11 protein-coding genes are annotated in these 16,058 nt (G+C 55.9%); all 11 read right to left on the bottom strand.

Annotated elements, in window-relative coordinates; translation table 11 throughout:
- Positions 1-72 precede the first annotated feature (72 nt).
- Entirely contained in the window at positions 73-1,287 is a 1,215-nt protein-coding gene (locus BEQ56_02440) for a hypothetical protein (GenBank protein ID AOH42438.1), read from the bottom strand.
- Positions 1,265-2,470 (bottom strand): hypothetical protein, encoded by a 1,206-nt coding sequence (locus tag BEQ56_02435; GenBank protein AOH42437.1) that lies wholly within the window; start codon positions 2,468-2,470, stop codon positions 1,265-1,267. The genes BEQ56_02440 and BEQ56_02435 overlap by 23 nt, the downstream gene beginning before the upstream one ends.
- A 302-nt stretch (positions 2,471-2,772) precedes the next feature.
- Positions 2,773-4,335 (bottom strand): diguanylate cyclase, encoded by a 1,563-nt coding sequence (locus BEQ56_02430; protein ID AOH42436.1) that lies wholly within the window; start codon positions 4,333-4,335, stop codon positions 2,773-2,775.
- Between the two features lie 150 nt (positions 4,336-4,485).
- Positions 4,486-5,403, bottom strand: a complete 918-nt coding sequence (locus tag BEQ56_02425) for an ABC transporter permease (protein ID AOH42435.1) — start codon at positions 5,401-5,403, stop codon at positions 4,486-4,488.
- Positions 5,400-6,461, bottom strand: coding sequence for an ABC transporter permease (locus tag BEQ56_02420; GenBank protein ID AOH42434.1), 1,062 nt, complete (start codon positions 6,459-6,461; stop codon positions 5,400-5,402). Before BEQ56_02420 ends, BEQ56_02425 begins: the two co-directional genes overlap by 4 nt.
- Positions 6,454-7,983 carry a heme ABC transporter ATP-binding protein gene (locus BEQ56_02415; GenBank protein AOH42433.1) on the bottom strand — a complete coding sequence of 510 codons (1,530 nt, stop codon included), beginning with the start codon at positions 7,981-7,983 and terminating at the stop codon, positions 6,454-6,456. Before BEQ56_02415 ends, BEQ56_02420 begins: the two co-directional genes overlap by 8 nt.
- Before the next feature lie 220 nt (positions 7,984-8,203).
- Positions 8,204-9,193 carry a BMP family ABC transporter substrate-binding protein gene (locus BEQ56_02410; protein ID AOH42432.1) on the bottom strand — a complete coding sequence of 330 codons (990 nt, stop codon included), beginning with the start codon at positions 9,191-9,193 and terminating at the stop codon, positions 8,204-8,206.
- A 295-nt stretch (positions 9,194-9,488) separates the two neighbouring features.
- Positions 9,489-10,859, bottom strand: a complete 1,371-nt coding sequence (locus tag BEQ56_02405; protein AOH44364.1) for a hypothetical protein — start codon at positions 10,857-10,859, stop codon at positions 9,489-9,491.
- Between the two features lie 67 nt (positions 10,860-10,926).
- Entirely contained in the window at positions 10,927-11,358 is a 432-nt protein-coding gene (locus BEQ56_02400; GenBank protein AOH42431.1) for a hypothetical protein, read from the bottom strand.
- Positions 11,359-11,398: 40 nt separating this feature from the next.
- A complete protein-coding gene (locus tag BEQ56_02395) occupies positions 11,399-12,295 on the bottom strand; it encodes a hypothetical protein (protein ID AOH42430.1) in 897 nt (298 codons plus the stop codon).
- On the bottom strand, positions 12,296-15,979 hold the full coding sequence (locus BEQ56_02390; protein ID AOH42429.1) for a hypothetical protein: 3,684 nt from the start codon (positions 15,977-15,979) through the stop codon (positions 12,296-12,298).
- Positions 15,980-16,058 lie beyond the last annotated feature (79 nt).

The raw sequence follows: 16,058 nt of genomic DNA, 5'->3' as shown, positions 1-16,058 counted from the left end.
GCTCCCTTTCTTGCGCACCATTATAGCATAATTATGTGCATTGGCAAGGTTGATTCATGTCACTTTCCAGAATCAACCCCGCCCGGAAAAAATCCGGATCGGCGCATTTCTTTTTCTCCAAACCGTCAAATCCAAAGAACAGTCCGTCAGCAGATCGACGAGATCATCGCCGCGGATATTTTCCGCACGAATCCAATATTCCGTCATTTCAGCGCGCAGATCTTCAAATCTGGAACGAATCCGGTTCGGGAGAAACGAATTATTGGCGACCCGGATCGAATATTCATTCTGACCGCTATATAGAATCGACGCGTCCAGCATCGAATAGTTCTCGTTTATCGTACGGAAAAATTCTTCGATCCAGATTTCGGCCTGTCCGACCATCGTGAATTTCTCAATCCCGTTCATCACGCCAAGGGAGCGGATGAACAGCTTCCGCTGCAGGTATAAATAGCACTGTTCAAAATCTTCGCGGCGAACCCGACGAGGCGCCTCGTCGCCGTCCCGCGTCAGGGACCGATAAATTTCTGCCTGCGAAAAAGGACTTCCGCGCCATTCCAAAGGACCGCGAGCGACTTTCCGGATCTGCGCCAGGACGCTTCGAAGAATCCAAGAATCCCGCCATGAGTACTCGTGCGGAAGAGCGTAATGGACATATTTATCTTTAATACTGCCGTAATATTTCCCATACTTTTCAATCAGTAAAATAAGCGCTTCCGATTCGCTTATATGCCGATAATCGCTGCTTCCGTGTCCGTATTCAGAAATTAAATCAAATAATTCATGGAAAATCCGGCCCGTTTCACGGACCGTTACGCCGCTTTTTCTAAGCTCATAGATCGGGACCTTCTTAAAGCCTTGCTCGTCCAGCCATCGTCTTAACGCAGCGTTCAGGAATGACGTATCCCGGACGACCAAAGAAAACCGGTCGGCGCCCCTGCGATAGACTCGGATCAAGACCTCGTTTTCCTGCCGGCTGATTTCCTTCATGTACGACGGATACAGCAGATTAAAAAACGGGGTTATCCGCACTTCGTCATCACGCTCAACGCCCATTCGAGTTAACGTACCGAAATAAAAACACCGGCCGATTTCTGAATCGATCGCCTTTTTCGAATATCCTCTTTCCAGAAGCTTTTCGACAAGAAAATCAGATGGAACCGAAACCGTACCGGACAGGTTCGCCTGATGAAGCGTTTCAATCAGGCGAACCTGCAAAGGATAAAGAAACGTTGTCCCATGCCGCGAGAAAAAAAACCCGCTTTCAGAAATCCGCTGCGACGGCATCATGACCGGTTCCATCCATTCCGACCGACAACAGGCTGATCCCCGCCGCCAGAATCCCCAGAAAAATCAATAACGGAACGCTTCCAACCCTGGAAAGAGCGATCCCGCCAAGGAAAGAAGCGATCAAAGAAAACAGCCCATGAACCGTATATCGGAGACTGATGATCTTCCCGATATCCTCCTTCGGCGAGAATAACTGGACGAGCGTTTGCGAACCGGTCAGAATGAACGTGTTCCCGATTCCGCCTGTAAGATTCCCGATAATGACAACGATATAATTCCGGAATACGGCTAAAGCAAAAAAATTAATCGCCAGAAGAATTCCGCCGAACAGCAGCGTATTTTTCAGCCGGATCCGATTCATCCCGATCAGCCAGGCGCCGAGCGCCAGCCCGACCCCATCGCAGCTATACAGAAAACCAATCTGCTCGTCGGTTAAATTCAGGACCGACTGACAATAAGTCATCTCAACAATATTAAAAACGCCAATCGCAAAAATCAGCCCTGCCGAGACCAGGAAGACGCGCTGAATCCGTCGATCCCGACCCAGATAACTCAGTCCATTTTTCAGCTCGGAAATAAAAGACGGCCGCGCGTCCGGGAATTCGTTTTGATTCTCTTTCACCGCTTTCGGAAGCTTCAGCGACGTCGCCGCCGAAATAAAATAGGTTAACGCCACGAACAGCACCAGCCATTCCATCCTGAAGCGGCCATACAGGAACCCGGCGGTCAGCGGCCCCAGCGCCATCGTCGACGTATAAATAAACGAAAACGCTGAATTCGTCGTCAGCAGCGACGCCTCGTCGGAAGCCTCCGTGATATAGGAAATCCGCGCGGGGTCGAAAAAAACGGAAACCGTACTTTTCAGCAGAATTAACCAGAAGATGACGGCAATGTTGTCAAAAAACAGGATCCCGAGAATCGCCGCGCCCCGGATCAGGTCCGTCAGGAACAGAATCCGCGTACGCTCATGCCAGTCAACATAAATACCCGCCGCAGGGCTCAGCGCGACGTTCGGCGCAACCTGAACAATCGTCAGCAGGGCGACCATCATGGGCGAGGTCGTCTTATCATAGATATAAATTAAAATAAAAAAATCAAATATCCATTCTCCCCAGGAGGAAATAAACTGCCCGATAACCAGCGGAAGAAGCTCAGGCGTCAGAACGGCTTTTCTTCTCACACAAAACTCCTTATCTACGATTCATCGCCGCTATAAAGGGGAGATACTCGTCAATTTTCATCGTCTGAAGCGCAGGGAACTCTGCGAGCGCCCAGAACAGCTTGTCGATTGCGGAACGCCAGGATTTACGCTGTCAATCCTGTTCAGAAAACATTAGTTCTATTTTTATCCATCTCTTTTCCCCCGTCAAGATTAAATATTGTTTAAATATCAAAACGGATCGCGCCGGCTTCCTCCCGAAATCTATCAGCGCAATCCGTTGAATCCTGACGAGCGCGGTTCGCCTCCGCCGCGGCGATTCCCTATCCCGCGCGCGCGGCAATCATTTTTTTCATCGCCTGAATCAGCTCATCCAGCGCAATTTCGCCCCGCTCGCTCATCATCGCGACCGTCGCTTTCGGGATCATGATCCGCGCCAACGGCGTATTCAGCATCTTAAAATTCGGGCGCAGCCTGACTAGCTCTTCCTTCATCCATGGATAACGAGCCAGCAGATCCGACAGCTTCGTTTCCGCGCTGATTTCAATCGCGCCGCTTCCCACGGTCGTCTGCGGCGGTTCCACGGAAGGAGCCGCCGCGGTGGCATCCTCCGCTTTCTCCTTCTTTTCCGCTCCTCCCGCGTCCTCGTTCCAGGTCAGCAGCGTCCGCGAGCCTTCGAGACTGCGGATATGAAGCGCATCCTGCATCATCTCCAGTACGCCTCGGAAATTCCCCGCGTCATCCCGGACGGCGACATATTTAATATAGACAAAAAAGTTTTCCTTATTGATCCAGAACTCCGCCGTGTCCTTCTCGCCGCTCCGGAAGCGGTCAATAATCTCCTTGACGACATGAACGCTGGCCTTCGGATGACAGTTTTTGACGTCGCGGCCGATGACATTCTTGCTGCGCGGAAAGACCCGGTGCTCCGTATCGGAGTAGAATTTGACGATTTCGTTCTCGTCGACGTAAGAAATATCGACCGGCAGGTGGCGGAAAATCAGGTTAATTTGATCAAGCGTCAGCTTCCCGGTCCGAACGTCGAGGACCTCATCCTGATCTTTTCCCAGCCCGTATTTCCCAAGCAGCTTCGATAAATCCCGGACGAATTCACTTTCGTTCGCAGAGGCGGTCTCCGGGACGTTCTGCTCCGGCAGGGCTGACGTCTCAATCCAGGCGAACCCGATCTCGCGGTCGCCGGATTTCATTTCCTCAAATTCTGCATTGCTGATCATTTTTAACGACGTCGGATACAGGACCGATTCTTCCTTCGAAATCAGGTCGCGGATGTCTTCGACCAGCGTCGGCTGCATCCGGATAAAAGCTTCCTCGTCTCCATCTTCGAGAAGCTTCCACAGGTCCCGGATTTCGTCGCGAATATAATCGTCAAGCGTCCACATGATCGTCGTCGGCCGGTCGAAACCTTTCTTCTCCAGCAGCGAATACAGTTGGTTCTGCTTTCGGGAGAGATGAATCCGAAACTGAGTCAGACGGTCGTACAGCTCATGCCACTGATTCCGGATCACCGGATACTGAACGAGATCTTCAATTTCCAGCAATATCTTCCGCATCGCGTCGTTCTCGCGCAGATAACAGGCGATCGGATGATCCCGGTCGAGGGCTGGTTTCTCCTCGACGAGAACTTCCTCGAATAACACGAGCATTTCCTGAATCTTTTCCTTTTCCTGAAAATTCTCATGGCATTCTTTCATCTGCTGTTCCGCGAGCGCGATATCCGAAGGCGTTACACGCTTCACCTCTTCGCGCATGCGCCGCCGCGCAGCTTCCTGCGTAATTGCGCCGGCCTCGTACGCTTTATGAATCTCAACAATTAACGCGATCTTATTCATGTCCGCGTCCTGAATATATTTTTGCATGTCGTCCATGTTGGTTCCTCCAGATGGATTGGTGAGTAGAGTTTATCATTGATTAGCCAACTCTAACGTTAACAACAGATAAAAACGCGGCCCCGGAAAATAAAACAGGGAACCCGAAGATCCCCTGTCCATATCCGAACGCGTCGCAGACCCGTCCGCTCAGTTCTCCTTGATATACGGTTCGCCCAGCTTCGCCGGGACGTTAAACGAACGCCGCGTAATCGTCAGCGCGATCGTCAGCAGGTACGGCAGCGCGATAAACAGCTCGTTCGGGAAGAAGCTCTGCCCGCCCAGCGACTGCATGTAAATCGCGAGCGCCTCCGCCAGACCGAAAACGACCGTCCCGACCAGCGCCCCCTTCGGGTTCCAGTTCCCGAGGAAGCAGATCGCAAACGCGATCCAGCCGCGGCCGCCGATAATATTATCCGCGAACATGCCCAGATATCCGATCGAATAAAACGATCCGGCGATCCCGCCCATGACGCCCGACAGCAGCACCATCAGGAAACGGACGCGGTTGACGCTGATCCCCGCGACGTCGACCGCTTCCGGATTTTCGCCCGTCGACCGGATCGTCAGCCCCCAGGAGGTCCGATAAAGGATAAACGCACTGATCGGGAGCAGGATATAAATCCCGTAGGTCAGGATATTCTGATCAAACAGGATCGGACCAATCCAGGGGATCTTCGACAGCAGCGGGACCGGCAGGCTCGGCAGCGGTCGAACCGTCAGCGGCGTCGTCGGGACGCCGAAGATGACCCGCTGGAAAAAGGCGCAGATCCCAACGGCGAGAATATTCAGCGCCGTTCCGGTCACGACCTGATGCTGCTTCAGGAAGACGGTAATCCAGCCGTACACAGCCGCCAGCAGCAGTCCGCCGAGAACCGCCCAGATCAACCCGATCGCCAGGCTCCCGGTCAGGTACGCGCCGGTAAAGCCCGCCCAGGCCCCGATCAGGAAAATCCCCTCGATCGCGGTGACCATCATCCCCGACCGTTCCGCGTAAACTTCGGAAATCGCACCGTAGAGGAGCGGCGTACTCATCAGCACCGCGCGTGAAAGCAATCCGAGAATCATGCCGCCGCCTTTCGCAGCTTCCGGATCTCGCGGGCGCGATCCATCGCCGCACATTGATAATTCGATAAGATCACGAAGATCATGACAAACCCCTGCATCAGTTCGATAAAGCTCGGCGGAATCCCGGCGACCTGCGCGGCGACCAGCCCGCCAACGCGCAGCGCACCGAAGAGAAGCGCGGTAAATATAATCGCGATCGGATTCGCGTTCGCCAGGATCGCGATTCCCAGCCCTTCCGATCCGATCGTCGGATTAAACCCCTGAACGAGCATGTGCTGCATACCGTTGACTTCGGTCAGTCCGGCCGCCGCCGCCAGCGCGCCGCTGATAAAAAAGGTCAGGACGCACAGCTTTTTCGCGTCGATCCCGGACATCTCCGCCGCGCGCTGATTCAAGCCGACGGCGCGGATCCGGAAACCAAACGGCGTCCGGTAAAGAACGACCCAGACCAGGACCGCCGTCAGGACCGCGATAACGAAACCCCAGTGCAGCCGCGTTCCCTGAACCAGCTTCGGAAGCCAGACGCTTTTCGCGAGCGGGTTCGTCTGCGGATATTCGCCTTTCGTCTCTTTCAGGACCGTCCGCAGCAGGTAATTCATGAAGTTCAGCGCGACATACGTCGACATCATACTCGTTAAGAACTCGTTCGCCTGGTACCGCGCCTTGAAAAACCCGATCAGCGCGCCCCAGGCGCCGCCCGCCGCTAAAATCGCTGAAAACGCGATCATCAGGACGGCCGCGCCCGGAAGCCGCTCCGCGAGCGATAACGAAACCGATACCGCGACGACGGCGCCGATATAAAACTGCCCCTGCGCGCCGATATTAAATAAACTCGCCTTATACGTAAACGTAAACGCCAGACCCGTAAAAATCAGCGGGGTCGCTTTTACGAAGATATCGAAAAACGTATATTTATCGCGGAAAAGGGACGCGAAAAGAATCCGATAGACTTCGATCGGGTTCCGATCGATAAAAACCAACAGCAATCCGCTCAACGCTAAACCGGCGCCAACCGCCAGAAGCCGGAAGAGAATCCCATCGCGCAGCTTTTCATCCATGCGCGCCTCCTTCGCCAACCCTGTACCCCGCCATCAGCAGGCCGATCTCCTCCGTCGACAATTCGCCGCGGCGATAAACGCCCTGCATTTTTCCTTTATACAAAACGGTAAAGCGATCCGAAAGCGCCATGATTTCGCTCAGCTCGGTCGAAACGAGGAGGATTGCTTTGCCCTTTTCCTTTTCCCCGCGAATAATCCGATGAACGTTGTCGATCGCGCCGAGATCGAGACCGCGCGTCGGCTGGTCAAAAATAATGACCTTTTCGCCGATCTCGACCTCGCGAGCGACAATGACCTTCTGCTGATTGCCGCCGGAAAGCGTCCTGAGAATCGCGTTCGGCCCCGACGCCTTAATCCGATACGTCGAAATCGCGCGATCGGACACCTCGTCGACCCTTCGCCGATCGATCAGCCCGTTCTTCAGCCAGCGCGGATCAAAGCTGGTCTTGAGGATCATGTTCTCAGCGATCGTCATGTTCATGACCAGCCCGTCGCGATGCCGGTTGGAAGGAACGTAGCCGATTCCCCGCCTGATCCGCGCCTGAATATCGAGCTTTTCAATCGCCTCGCCGTCCAGACGGATCGTTCCGGCCGCCGGCGGGAGCGCGCCGCAGAGCACCTCGCATAACTCCTGCTGCCCGTTGCCGCTGACCCCCGCGATTCCGAAAACTTCTCCGGCGTGGATCCCCAGCGTAATATCCGACAGACTTGGAACCGCGCCTTCTCCGCCAACCGTGACGTTTTCAAGCGAAAGGCGAACCGGCGCCAGGCCGGCGTCTTCGCGACTTTCCGCGCCCGGCTCGCCGTCCAGATCGCGCCCGATCATTAACCGCGACAGCTCGCGCGCGTTCGTCTCGTCCTTGCGCAAGTCGCCGGAAATCCTCCCGCTGCGCATGACAATAATCCGATCGGCAACCTCCATGACCTCCTGAAGCTTATGCGTAATGAAAACGACCGAGTTTCCCTCTGCCGTAAAGTTCTTAACGAAGGTCATCAGCTGTTCCGATTCCTGCGGCGTGAGAACCGCCGTCGGTTCGTCCATGATCAGCAGGCGGGTATTCTGATAAATCGCTTTCAGGATCTCGACCTTCTGCTGAACGCCGACCGCGAGACTGCTGACTTTGGCTTTCGGGTCGATTTCGAATCCATGCGCCGCCGCTAATCCGGCGACTTTCCGATGAACCGCGTCCCAATCGATCGTCCCATGGACGGTCCCGAGAATCAGGTTTTCCGTAACCGTATGCGCCGGGACTAACGAAAAATGCTGCTGGATCATCGTAATCCCGAGATTCATCGCGTCGCGCGGCGAGCGGATCACGACCGGCTTTCCGTCTTGAAGAATCTCGCCGCTGTCGGCATGATACAAGCCGTAGAGAATCTTCATGACGGTACTTTTCCCAGCGCCGTTTTCCCCCAGCAGCGCTAAAACCTCGCCCGGGTGAATCGCGAAGGAAACGTCCTGATTCGCGACGACATGAGAGAAATACTTGGTAATATGTCTGAGTTCAATGAAATGGGCCATACTATAACCTTACGAAATCAGGAAGAGCCCGCTCATGGGGTCAGAGAACCGCGCCCCGTCCCACAGGCTCAGACGCGCCGACAGAGCGGAGCGCGCCGGACTTTTTTGATATTATGAAGGGAGGAAGAAGACGAACGTCCGCTTCTTCCTTCCCCATTCCCAGGCGGGTCTCAGCGTCCGCCGGCAGGCCTCCGGGCGAGATTCTTTCGGCCGGAACAGCTTAGAAAAGCTCGGTCAGATCGACCTTTCCGTCTTCATATTCGGCGAGCTTCTCCGCAACGAACGTCTGAATTTCTTCGCTGACGTTCTCGGTATAAATCGGGACGAAAAGGCCTTCGGCAATCCCGGCTTCATGAACCATGTTTCCCGCCAGCTCGCCCTTTAAGAATTTATCGACCGCCCAGGTATAGAAAGCTTTGAAATCAAAATCGACGGAAGCGACGACAGTTTCCGGATCGATCAGCGTCTGATCAGAGGAGAAGCCGATAAATTTAGCGCCTTTTTCCGCGGCGGCCTGAATTCCGCCCAGTCCGACCTGATTCGCATAGATGAACATCACATCCGCACCGTTATCGATCATCTGCTCAGTCATCTGCTTCCCCAGCGCGATATCGTCCCAGCTATTCGCGTACGCGCGGACGGCCGCGGCATCCTCAATTCCACGCTCCTTCGCGATATCAACCGAAACCTTTTCGTAAACGGAAAGCAGGTTTTCCATCGCCTGATTCGGGAAGCCGCCGATCGTAGCGAACTGACCTTTTTCGCTGACCTGCCCGGCGATGAGCGCCGCGATATAGCTGCCCTCATATTCGCGCGGGAAAATCGGCGCGACGTTATCGCCCGTGCTGACCGTTCCGTTCACGACGCAGAAGGTCGTATCCGGGTATTCCGCCGCGACCGCGTTCGCCGCTTCGTCGAACTGCGTTCCCGCCGCTAAAACGAGATCATATCCGCGCTCTGCATACTGACGGAACGTCGATTCATAATCAGCCGCCTGGATATTTTCAACATACTCGATATTCGTTCCAAGCTGCTCGTTGCTGGCGACGAGCCCGGCGTAGTTGGTCGCGTTCCAACTTTGATCGTTGATCGAACCGGGAAGGATCAGCGCAATTTTATAATCGCCGACCGCTTTCTGCGCCGAGGCCGCCGAGAAAACGGCAACGCAGCAAAACAAAACAAACAGAACAACTAATATATTTTTCTTCATAAGAGACTCCTTTTCCAGTCTGAATAATTGTCTGACAAAGCAGACCTTCTCAATTATATAGCGGGCCAAAGCGCTGTCAATGTTACATTAATCACGTTTACCCGCTCAGAAGTGCCTCGCCCCGCCAGGATCGCGATTCGGATATCGCTCCTGAAGCCCGTTATCGAGCTGAACCCGGACGCGGCGGGACAATCGCAAGCGTCTTCCCTAAGGGCGCCAAAAGTTTCAGAATCGTTCCGACCTGCGGACTGTCGCCAGATTTTTCATCATTCCCTCGCTCATAAGAAATATCCCTTTACCCATTCAGGAAAACCTCGTCTCCACGGAGCCCGCTCGCGGCGTCCTGGACGGCGGAAAGCCGACCCGCCATCTCATCTTTCAGGTTCGTCCCGGCGAGCGCGTCGAAACGCCGGACCGCCCGCGCCGCCGCACGGATATTATTTTTCGGCTCGATCCGATCGAACGTTTCGAAATACCAGCCGCAGGAGGTAAACATGCGATGACGATCGAGCTGCACAGCCATCAGCGCCTTGACGCGTTCGGCGGCCGCCCCGTCCGCGCTTCCAAGCCGGCGCGCCGCGAACGCGTCCGCGCTCTCCGCGCCAACCAGAACCCGGCCATAATCGTTCCGGGTTTCCTGAAGCCCGAGCCCGAAACTTCCCAGCGCGCGTTCCGATTCGAAATCGATAACGTCCGCGAGGAAATTAAGCGCCTCTCGAAGCGGCGCTTTCCAGCCGCCGCGCTCCGCGCAGCCGCACACGCCGCGCCAGCGTTCCACGCCGTGATGACAGCTCCACGACGTATTTTCACGAATTTTTACCGTGTTAAGTTTCTTCGCATCCCGTAAAACCTGCGCCGGTACGAGCGGCGTCACGCCCACCGCTTCCGCAGCTCCGGTCGTCAGCCAACAGAGAAATTCAGCGCGGTTGGGCTGATGATGCCCATAGAGTTCGCCATCCGACGCGATAACGAACGTTCGCGGAATACGACCGCGCGCAGGGAACATCGGCGCCAGCAGCTCGCGCAGGTAACGATCGGCGTCGAGCGTCGCGTCGGGATCGAAGCTGGCGTTCAGCGAAAGCTCGCGTTCAAAGAAAAAGACGACGATCTCCCGACCGCCCGGGAGCGCGACCCGATAGGGACGCGACGGGTCGAGCGCGTCGGAGGGCTCCGCCTGCCAGGGGGCGAGAATCGTAAACCGGATCCCGTTCTCAGCCAAAACGTCGAGCGTTTCCAGATTGACGGCCGTCTCCGGCGCCCAAAGTCCGAGCGGACGCCGCCCGAAGCGCGCTTCGTAATCCGCAATCCCCCATCTGACCTGCGTTTCCATATCCGCACGGGGCGAGAGCGGCAGGATCGTATGATGATACGATTGCGCCATGGCGTTCGACACGCCGTTTTTTTCGAAGAACTCCGCTTCCTGATCGAGGATAGCCCGATGCAGCTGCGGATGAGCCTGCGCAAGCCAGTTCCCCAGCGTCGGGCCAAGATCGAAACTGATCCGCGAGAAATTCCCGAGCTCCGCGTTCGGCAGGTAACACTGCGACGTGATTTTCTCGTTCCAGTTCCCGAAGCCCTCCGCGCCCGGCTCGTCGGGAATCCGCCCGGTTTCGGGATCCTCCCGCGGCGGCTGATAAAAATGACCATGCACACAAAAATTTTTCAGTCCCATATGGCTCCCATTAAGGTTCAAAAATCCATCTCAACGGCGCGTCCGCTTCAAGCTTCCTGAATCATCCCGCCAATCCGCCTGACGGACGACCGGCGTCCTTTTCCGAACGGGCCGATGGCAAACTCCGAATCAGGCTGCCGAGACGCAATTCTTTTCGCCAGTCGGGCGGCTCGCCGTCTTCGCTCCAATATTCATCCAATTCCGCGATCCGTTCGCCGAGTAAACGGATAAACGAAACAACATGAAATGAGACCGAATCATCAGCGGCAAAAACCCGGATGACCGTGACGATCGTCCCGTCCGTCCGCTCAACCCGTTCTACCTGACCGCGCCATTGTCCCGGATAATCGCAGTTCGCGCGGATAAATTCGCCGACACTGAATTGTTCGTTTGTGTTATGCCAACGGATCACCGCGTCGGGAAGAAAAAAATCCTCTAATCGGGTCCGTTCCTGATTAACGACGGAACGCCAAAACGATACAACATCAAACATCTCCTGCCTCCCCGGACCTTGAAAACGGCGGCGCGTCCGCTTATCCGCGTTCGCTGAGATAGGATAAATTCCGGCTCAGCCGCGTCGGGACAAGCGAGAACTCCCTCGGTAAAACGTCGATCCCGGTAATCCGATCCTCGGCGAGATAATCTGTCCAGAAATACGTCCGCGGGAATTTCGGGAACCACTGTTCCATCGCAATGACCAGCTGCCGGTGCCAGACGGGCGACATCCGCAGCAGCCGCTTCTGAATCTTCAACTCCTCCATAATCATCAGAAATATTTCCTCAACCGTCAGCGACTCCATCCCCCCGACCGTAATCGTCGTAAACGCTTTCTTCGCGTCCTCGAAACAGAGCAGCAGGCACGTCGCCAGGTCGTCAACCCAGAGCGGCTGAACTTTTGCCGAGCCGTCCCCCGGGATCGGGACGAAACGCGGGAACGCGCGAAGATAGCGCGCGAAGACCTCGGTAAAATGATCATGCTTCCCATAGACCGCCGCCGTTCGTAAAATCGTATAAGGAACGCCGGAAGCGACGATCGCCGCTTCCGACAGCGCCTTCGCTTTCAGATACGGATAAGCTGAATGCCGGTCCGCGCCTAAATGACTCAGGTAAAAGAAACGTTCGATTTCCATCTCCCGTCCCAGCTCGGCGAGGATCCGGGTCGATCGGATATCGACGCGCTCGAAATCGTAATGAATCCCGCGCGATTCGGTACCGACGAGATGAAAAATCGTCCTGACGCCCTTAAGCGACGCACGAACGCTTCGTTCGTCGTCAAGCCCGGAAATTGCCACGTCGACCGCCAGCCCGGGCGGGAGCCGCGGCGTTTCGGTCGACGGATTGATCAGCAGCCGAATCGGGTATCCCAGGGAAACGAGGTTACGGACCAGGACGTTTCCGATAAACCCCGTTCCCCCTGTCACTAATATCATCTACTTCTTTTCTTCGCCTTCCTTCTTTTCGCTCTTCCTCGCCCGCCGCTTCGGTTCCTTCGGCTCGTCCGAGTCCTTCGCCTTCTTTCTCGCTTTGGGCTTTCCCTCAGCTTTTTTCGCAGCGGACGTTTCGGCGCCGATTTTCTTTTTCCGCTTTTCCGGCGCTTCCCCGATCTTCTCCGCGGCCGCCTCCGAGACCTTTTCCGCGCCCTCGTCCGCGACAGCCGCCTTCATGGCGATCATCCGGTCATAGCGGTACTCCGACGCTTCGACGCGCGCCTGGAACGTTTCGAAAAGTCCCCCGACCGCGCGGATCGCCGCGTTCCGTTCCGCCGCCCCCAGCGTCGGATCGAACGCGAGGGCGTAATACCCGCCGATCCGGATAACCCGTCCCAACAGCTCCGCCATCTCGCGATTGAACCAGCGGACGCCCTCAAACGTATTCACACGAAGCAGTACGCGCGTTTCCTCCGCCTCAAGAATGTCGTCCAAAACGAGATCGATCGTATCGAAGCGCACGGCGCGCAGCCGGTCCAGCCCGATCAGGTAAAGCCAGCGGATCGTCTCGACCTGTTCCGGGATCGTTGGAAGATAAAAACCCGCCGCTGAAAGCACGGCAGAAAGCGTGCGTTCGAGGAACCAGTCGCGGAAAAGATCGACCGGCGGGAACGCCGACCGCGACGGGACCTTGCTTTCCGCCATGAACCGAAGCGTCGCGGCCAGATAGGTATCGACCCAAAGGCCGGGATTCTCGCGAACGGCGACGTCGAACTTTTCGAGCGCCTGATTCGTCGCGGCCATTCCGGGAACGGCTTTCGAACCCGGGAGCGTCAACATCTCCCGGACGCCATGAATAAACCCATCGTACATCAGCGCAGTATCTTTTCCCTGAACCCCGTACCAGGTATTGAACAGGTTCGCCAGGCGCTCGAAATCGGGCCAGGTACCGTTGACAACCTGCTGCCAGACGTCCGGATCCCCGACGCCGGTCCCGACCAGTTCCTCCAGCCAGCGCAGCTTCGCGCCGTCGTAAGACCAGCGGAACGGATCCAGGATGTACTTGAGCGCCAGCTCCTGAAGCGCGGTATAAATATCCTCCGTTCCCCGATCGCCGAGCTCCGCGCAGAGCTTCCCCCAGCTTCCCTGAAGATCGTCATGAATTTCATAAATATCGTTAAAGACGTAATATTCGTACGCCCCGAGCGACAGGAACAAGCCCTCGTTCATCAGCCGGATCGAGGGACGGATAAAATACTGCTTGCGGATTTCGTCGTGAAGGATGACGTAGCGGTCGGGTTCATAACGCAGCCCAAGCGCGTCCCCAAGCGTCGTTTCAACCGTCGCCTTATCCGTCGATCCGGCGGGAATGTACGGAACCGACTGCCGGACGAAGCCCTGGGTATCGCCATAGCGATTGTTGTAAACGAAAAGCGATTTCTTGCCCTCGCCAAAATTCGAATATGCGAAAACGTTCTCGTCGGTATTTCCATAACCGGTCGCGAAATTATAAAGACGGAAGTTGTCGACTTCGGCGAAGCGGCGGCGCTGATGAAGAAGCGGGAAAATCTCCCGTTCATGCCGGCGCATCAGGTCCCAATCGACCTGCTCGTCCCAGTACGCCCGCCGGTACTCCATCCCGTATTTCTCGGTAAAGCCCTGAAGCTGCCCGTGCCCAAACATGGGCAGCCCGGGAATCGTCACCATCATCGCTAAAATCCCGAAATACTTATCGCCTTTGCCGAATTGCTCCGCGGCGGTCTTCTCGTCCGGATTATTCATGAAGTTAACGTATCGTTTCAGAATTTCCGGCTCGAAGTCGAGCGTCGTCTTGATCAATACGCGGTATTTAGCGTTGTCCTCGTCGCGGAGAATATTCATGAACGCAGAATTGTATACGCGGTGCATCCCGAGCGTCCGAACAAAATACCCTTCCATCAGCCAGAACGCCTCGGCCAGCAGCAGCGTATCCGGAACTTCCGCCGCAATCCGATCGACGACATTGCGCCAGAATTCTTCCGGGAACGCCCGATCAAATTCAGCCTTGGTCAGGCCATATTCGGACCGGGTCGCGATATCGCCGCCCGTTCCCGGTTCCGGGAACCAGAGACGCTGATAATGCCGCTTGGTCAGCGTCATCGCCGCGTCAAAACGGATAATCGGGAAACGCCGCGCCACGCCGATAATCGTCTGCGTCACCAGCTCGCGAACCTCCGGATTCAGGTAGTTCAACTGCGCCGTGTCGTTCCAGGGCATCGTCGTCCCGTCGTTTCCATGGTAGATATAGCGCGTATCGCCAGTATTGAAATCGACGCGCTTGAAAACGACGGCGGCGTCCTCGCGCGTGTAATAATGGTCCTCGATAAAGATCCCGATATTCGGATCGGGGGAGAGGTTCGGCCCGTTGAACGTGTAAGACGGGAAGGGGCTATACGGAAGAGAGAGGAAAAGATCCGGCCGGTAAAGGACCCATTCTGAATCGATCCCCATGTGGTTCGGAACCATATCGGAGGCCAGACGGATCCCGAACCGCCGGGTCTTCGCTTCCAGTCCGCGCAGCGCCTCCTCGCCGCCAAGATCGGACGCGATCTGGTAGCTGCGCAGCGAGTACGCCGAGGCCAGCGCTTCCGGATTGCCGCAGAGCTGCTTAATCCGCGCGGACGCCGCCGATCGTTCCCAAAGCCCGATCAGCCATAAGCCGGTAAAGCCCTGATCCGCAAGCGTCCGGAGCGTTTCGTCCGGAATCTGGTCCAGCGTTCGAATCGGGTAACCGTATTCCCGGCTCAGCTGGTCCAGCCAGACGTAAACGTTCTTCGCTATCAGGACCAGCCGCGGCATCCATTCCCTGTCCTGACTGAACGCTTCGTATTCATCTTCGCCGAATCCGCCGACGCCGTCGCTATAAACCGGGATCCGAACCTCGCCGGGGCCGAAACCATGATCCCGCGCTTCCTCGCGCATCCAATCCATCGACATCAGCAGGCGGCGCAGGAAATCGCCCAGATACGCGCTCCAGTTCCGACGAATGAAATCCAGCTGATCGAAGAGCGAATCGGGATGGAGTTTCGCCGGAAGAAGAAGGAATTCGACGAGCGACATGCCCTCGATTTTCGGAAGCGTCTCGATATACGCGGTCAGAACGCGGACGATCTCCGAATACGCCGTCTTTTCACGGAGCGTCTTTTCGTCGAATAAATCGTCAAACGCCTTCATCGCCGCCGGGTTCCGATTCGTGATCCAGAGAACGAGAAGCTCCTCGACGACCTCATAACGGTTGGGTTCTCCTAACGGGTTATTTTCGGCGAAATAAGCCGGGACGGTCTGGATTTCCTGATAAACCGGGCCGGGCGGAAACGCGTCGCAGAACGCCATCAGCGAATCGTCGAGCGCCGATAAAGCCGGCGCCGCCTTTAATTTTTCGTATGCGCGTTGGTTCAGGTCCGGCTGATGCGCTTTTTTGAATTCATGAATCACATGATGCATGATTTCGTCGATCAGCCCCATCGCGTTGATCAGGCCGGGATATACCTGCTCCCGATCGCCCGATTCACGGCGAACCGCGTTGAGCTGATCCGCGAAGCGGCGAACCGCATGAAAATCAGCAAAAATAACGTTCCCATCATACCGGAACAGACTTGCCTTGAACTTGTATTTCTTTCGCGCCTGAGAGGAAATATGAAATTCCATTGTTTTAACCCTTTCTAACCTTTGAATCGTTTCGCCTTTGACCAACCGGGCAAGGGTGCTTAATGACAGTCATATATTG

Source organism: Anaerolineaceae bacterium oral taxon 439, from assembly GCA_001717545.1.
Lineage (GTDB): Bacteria > Chloroflexota > Anaerolineae > Anaerolineales > Anaerolineaceae > Flexilinea.
Note: the sequence above shows the minus strand (reverse complement) of the source record. Positions and strands in the feature narration are given on the sequence as shown.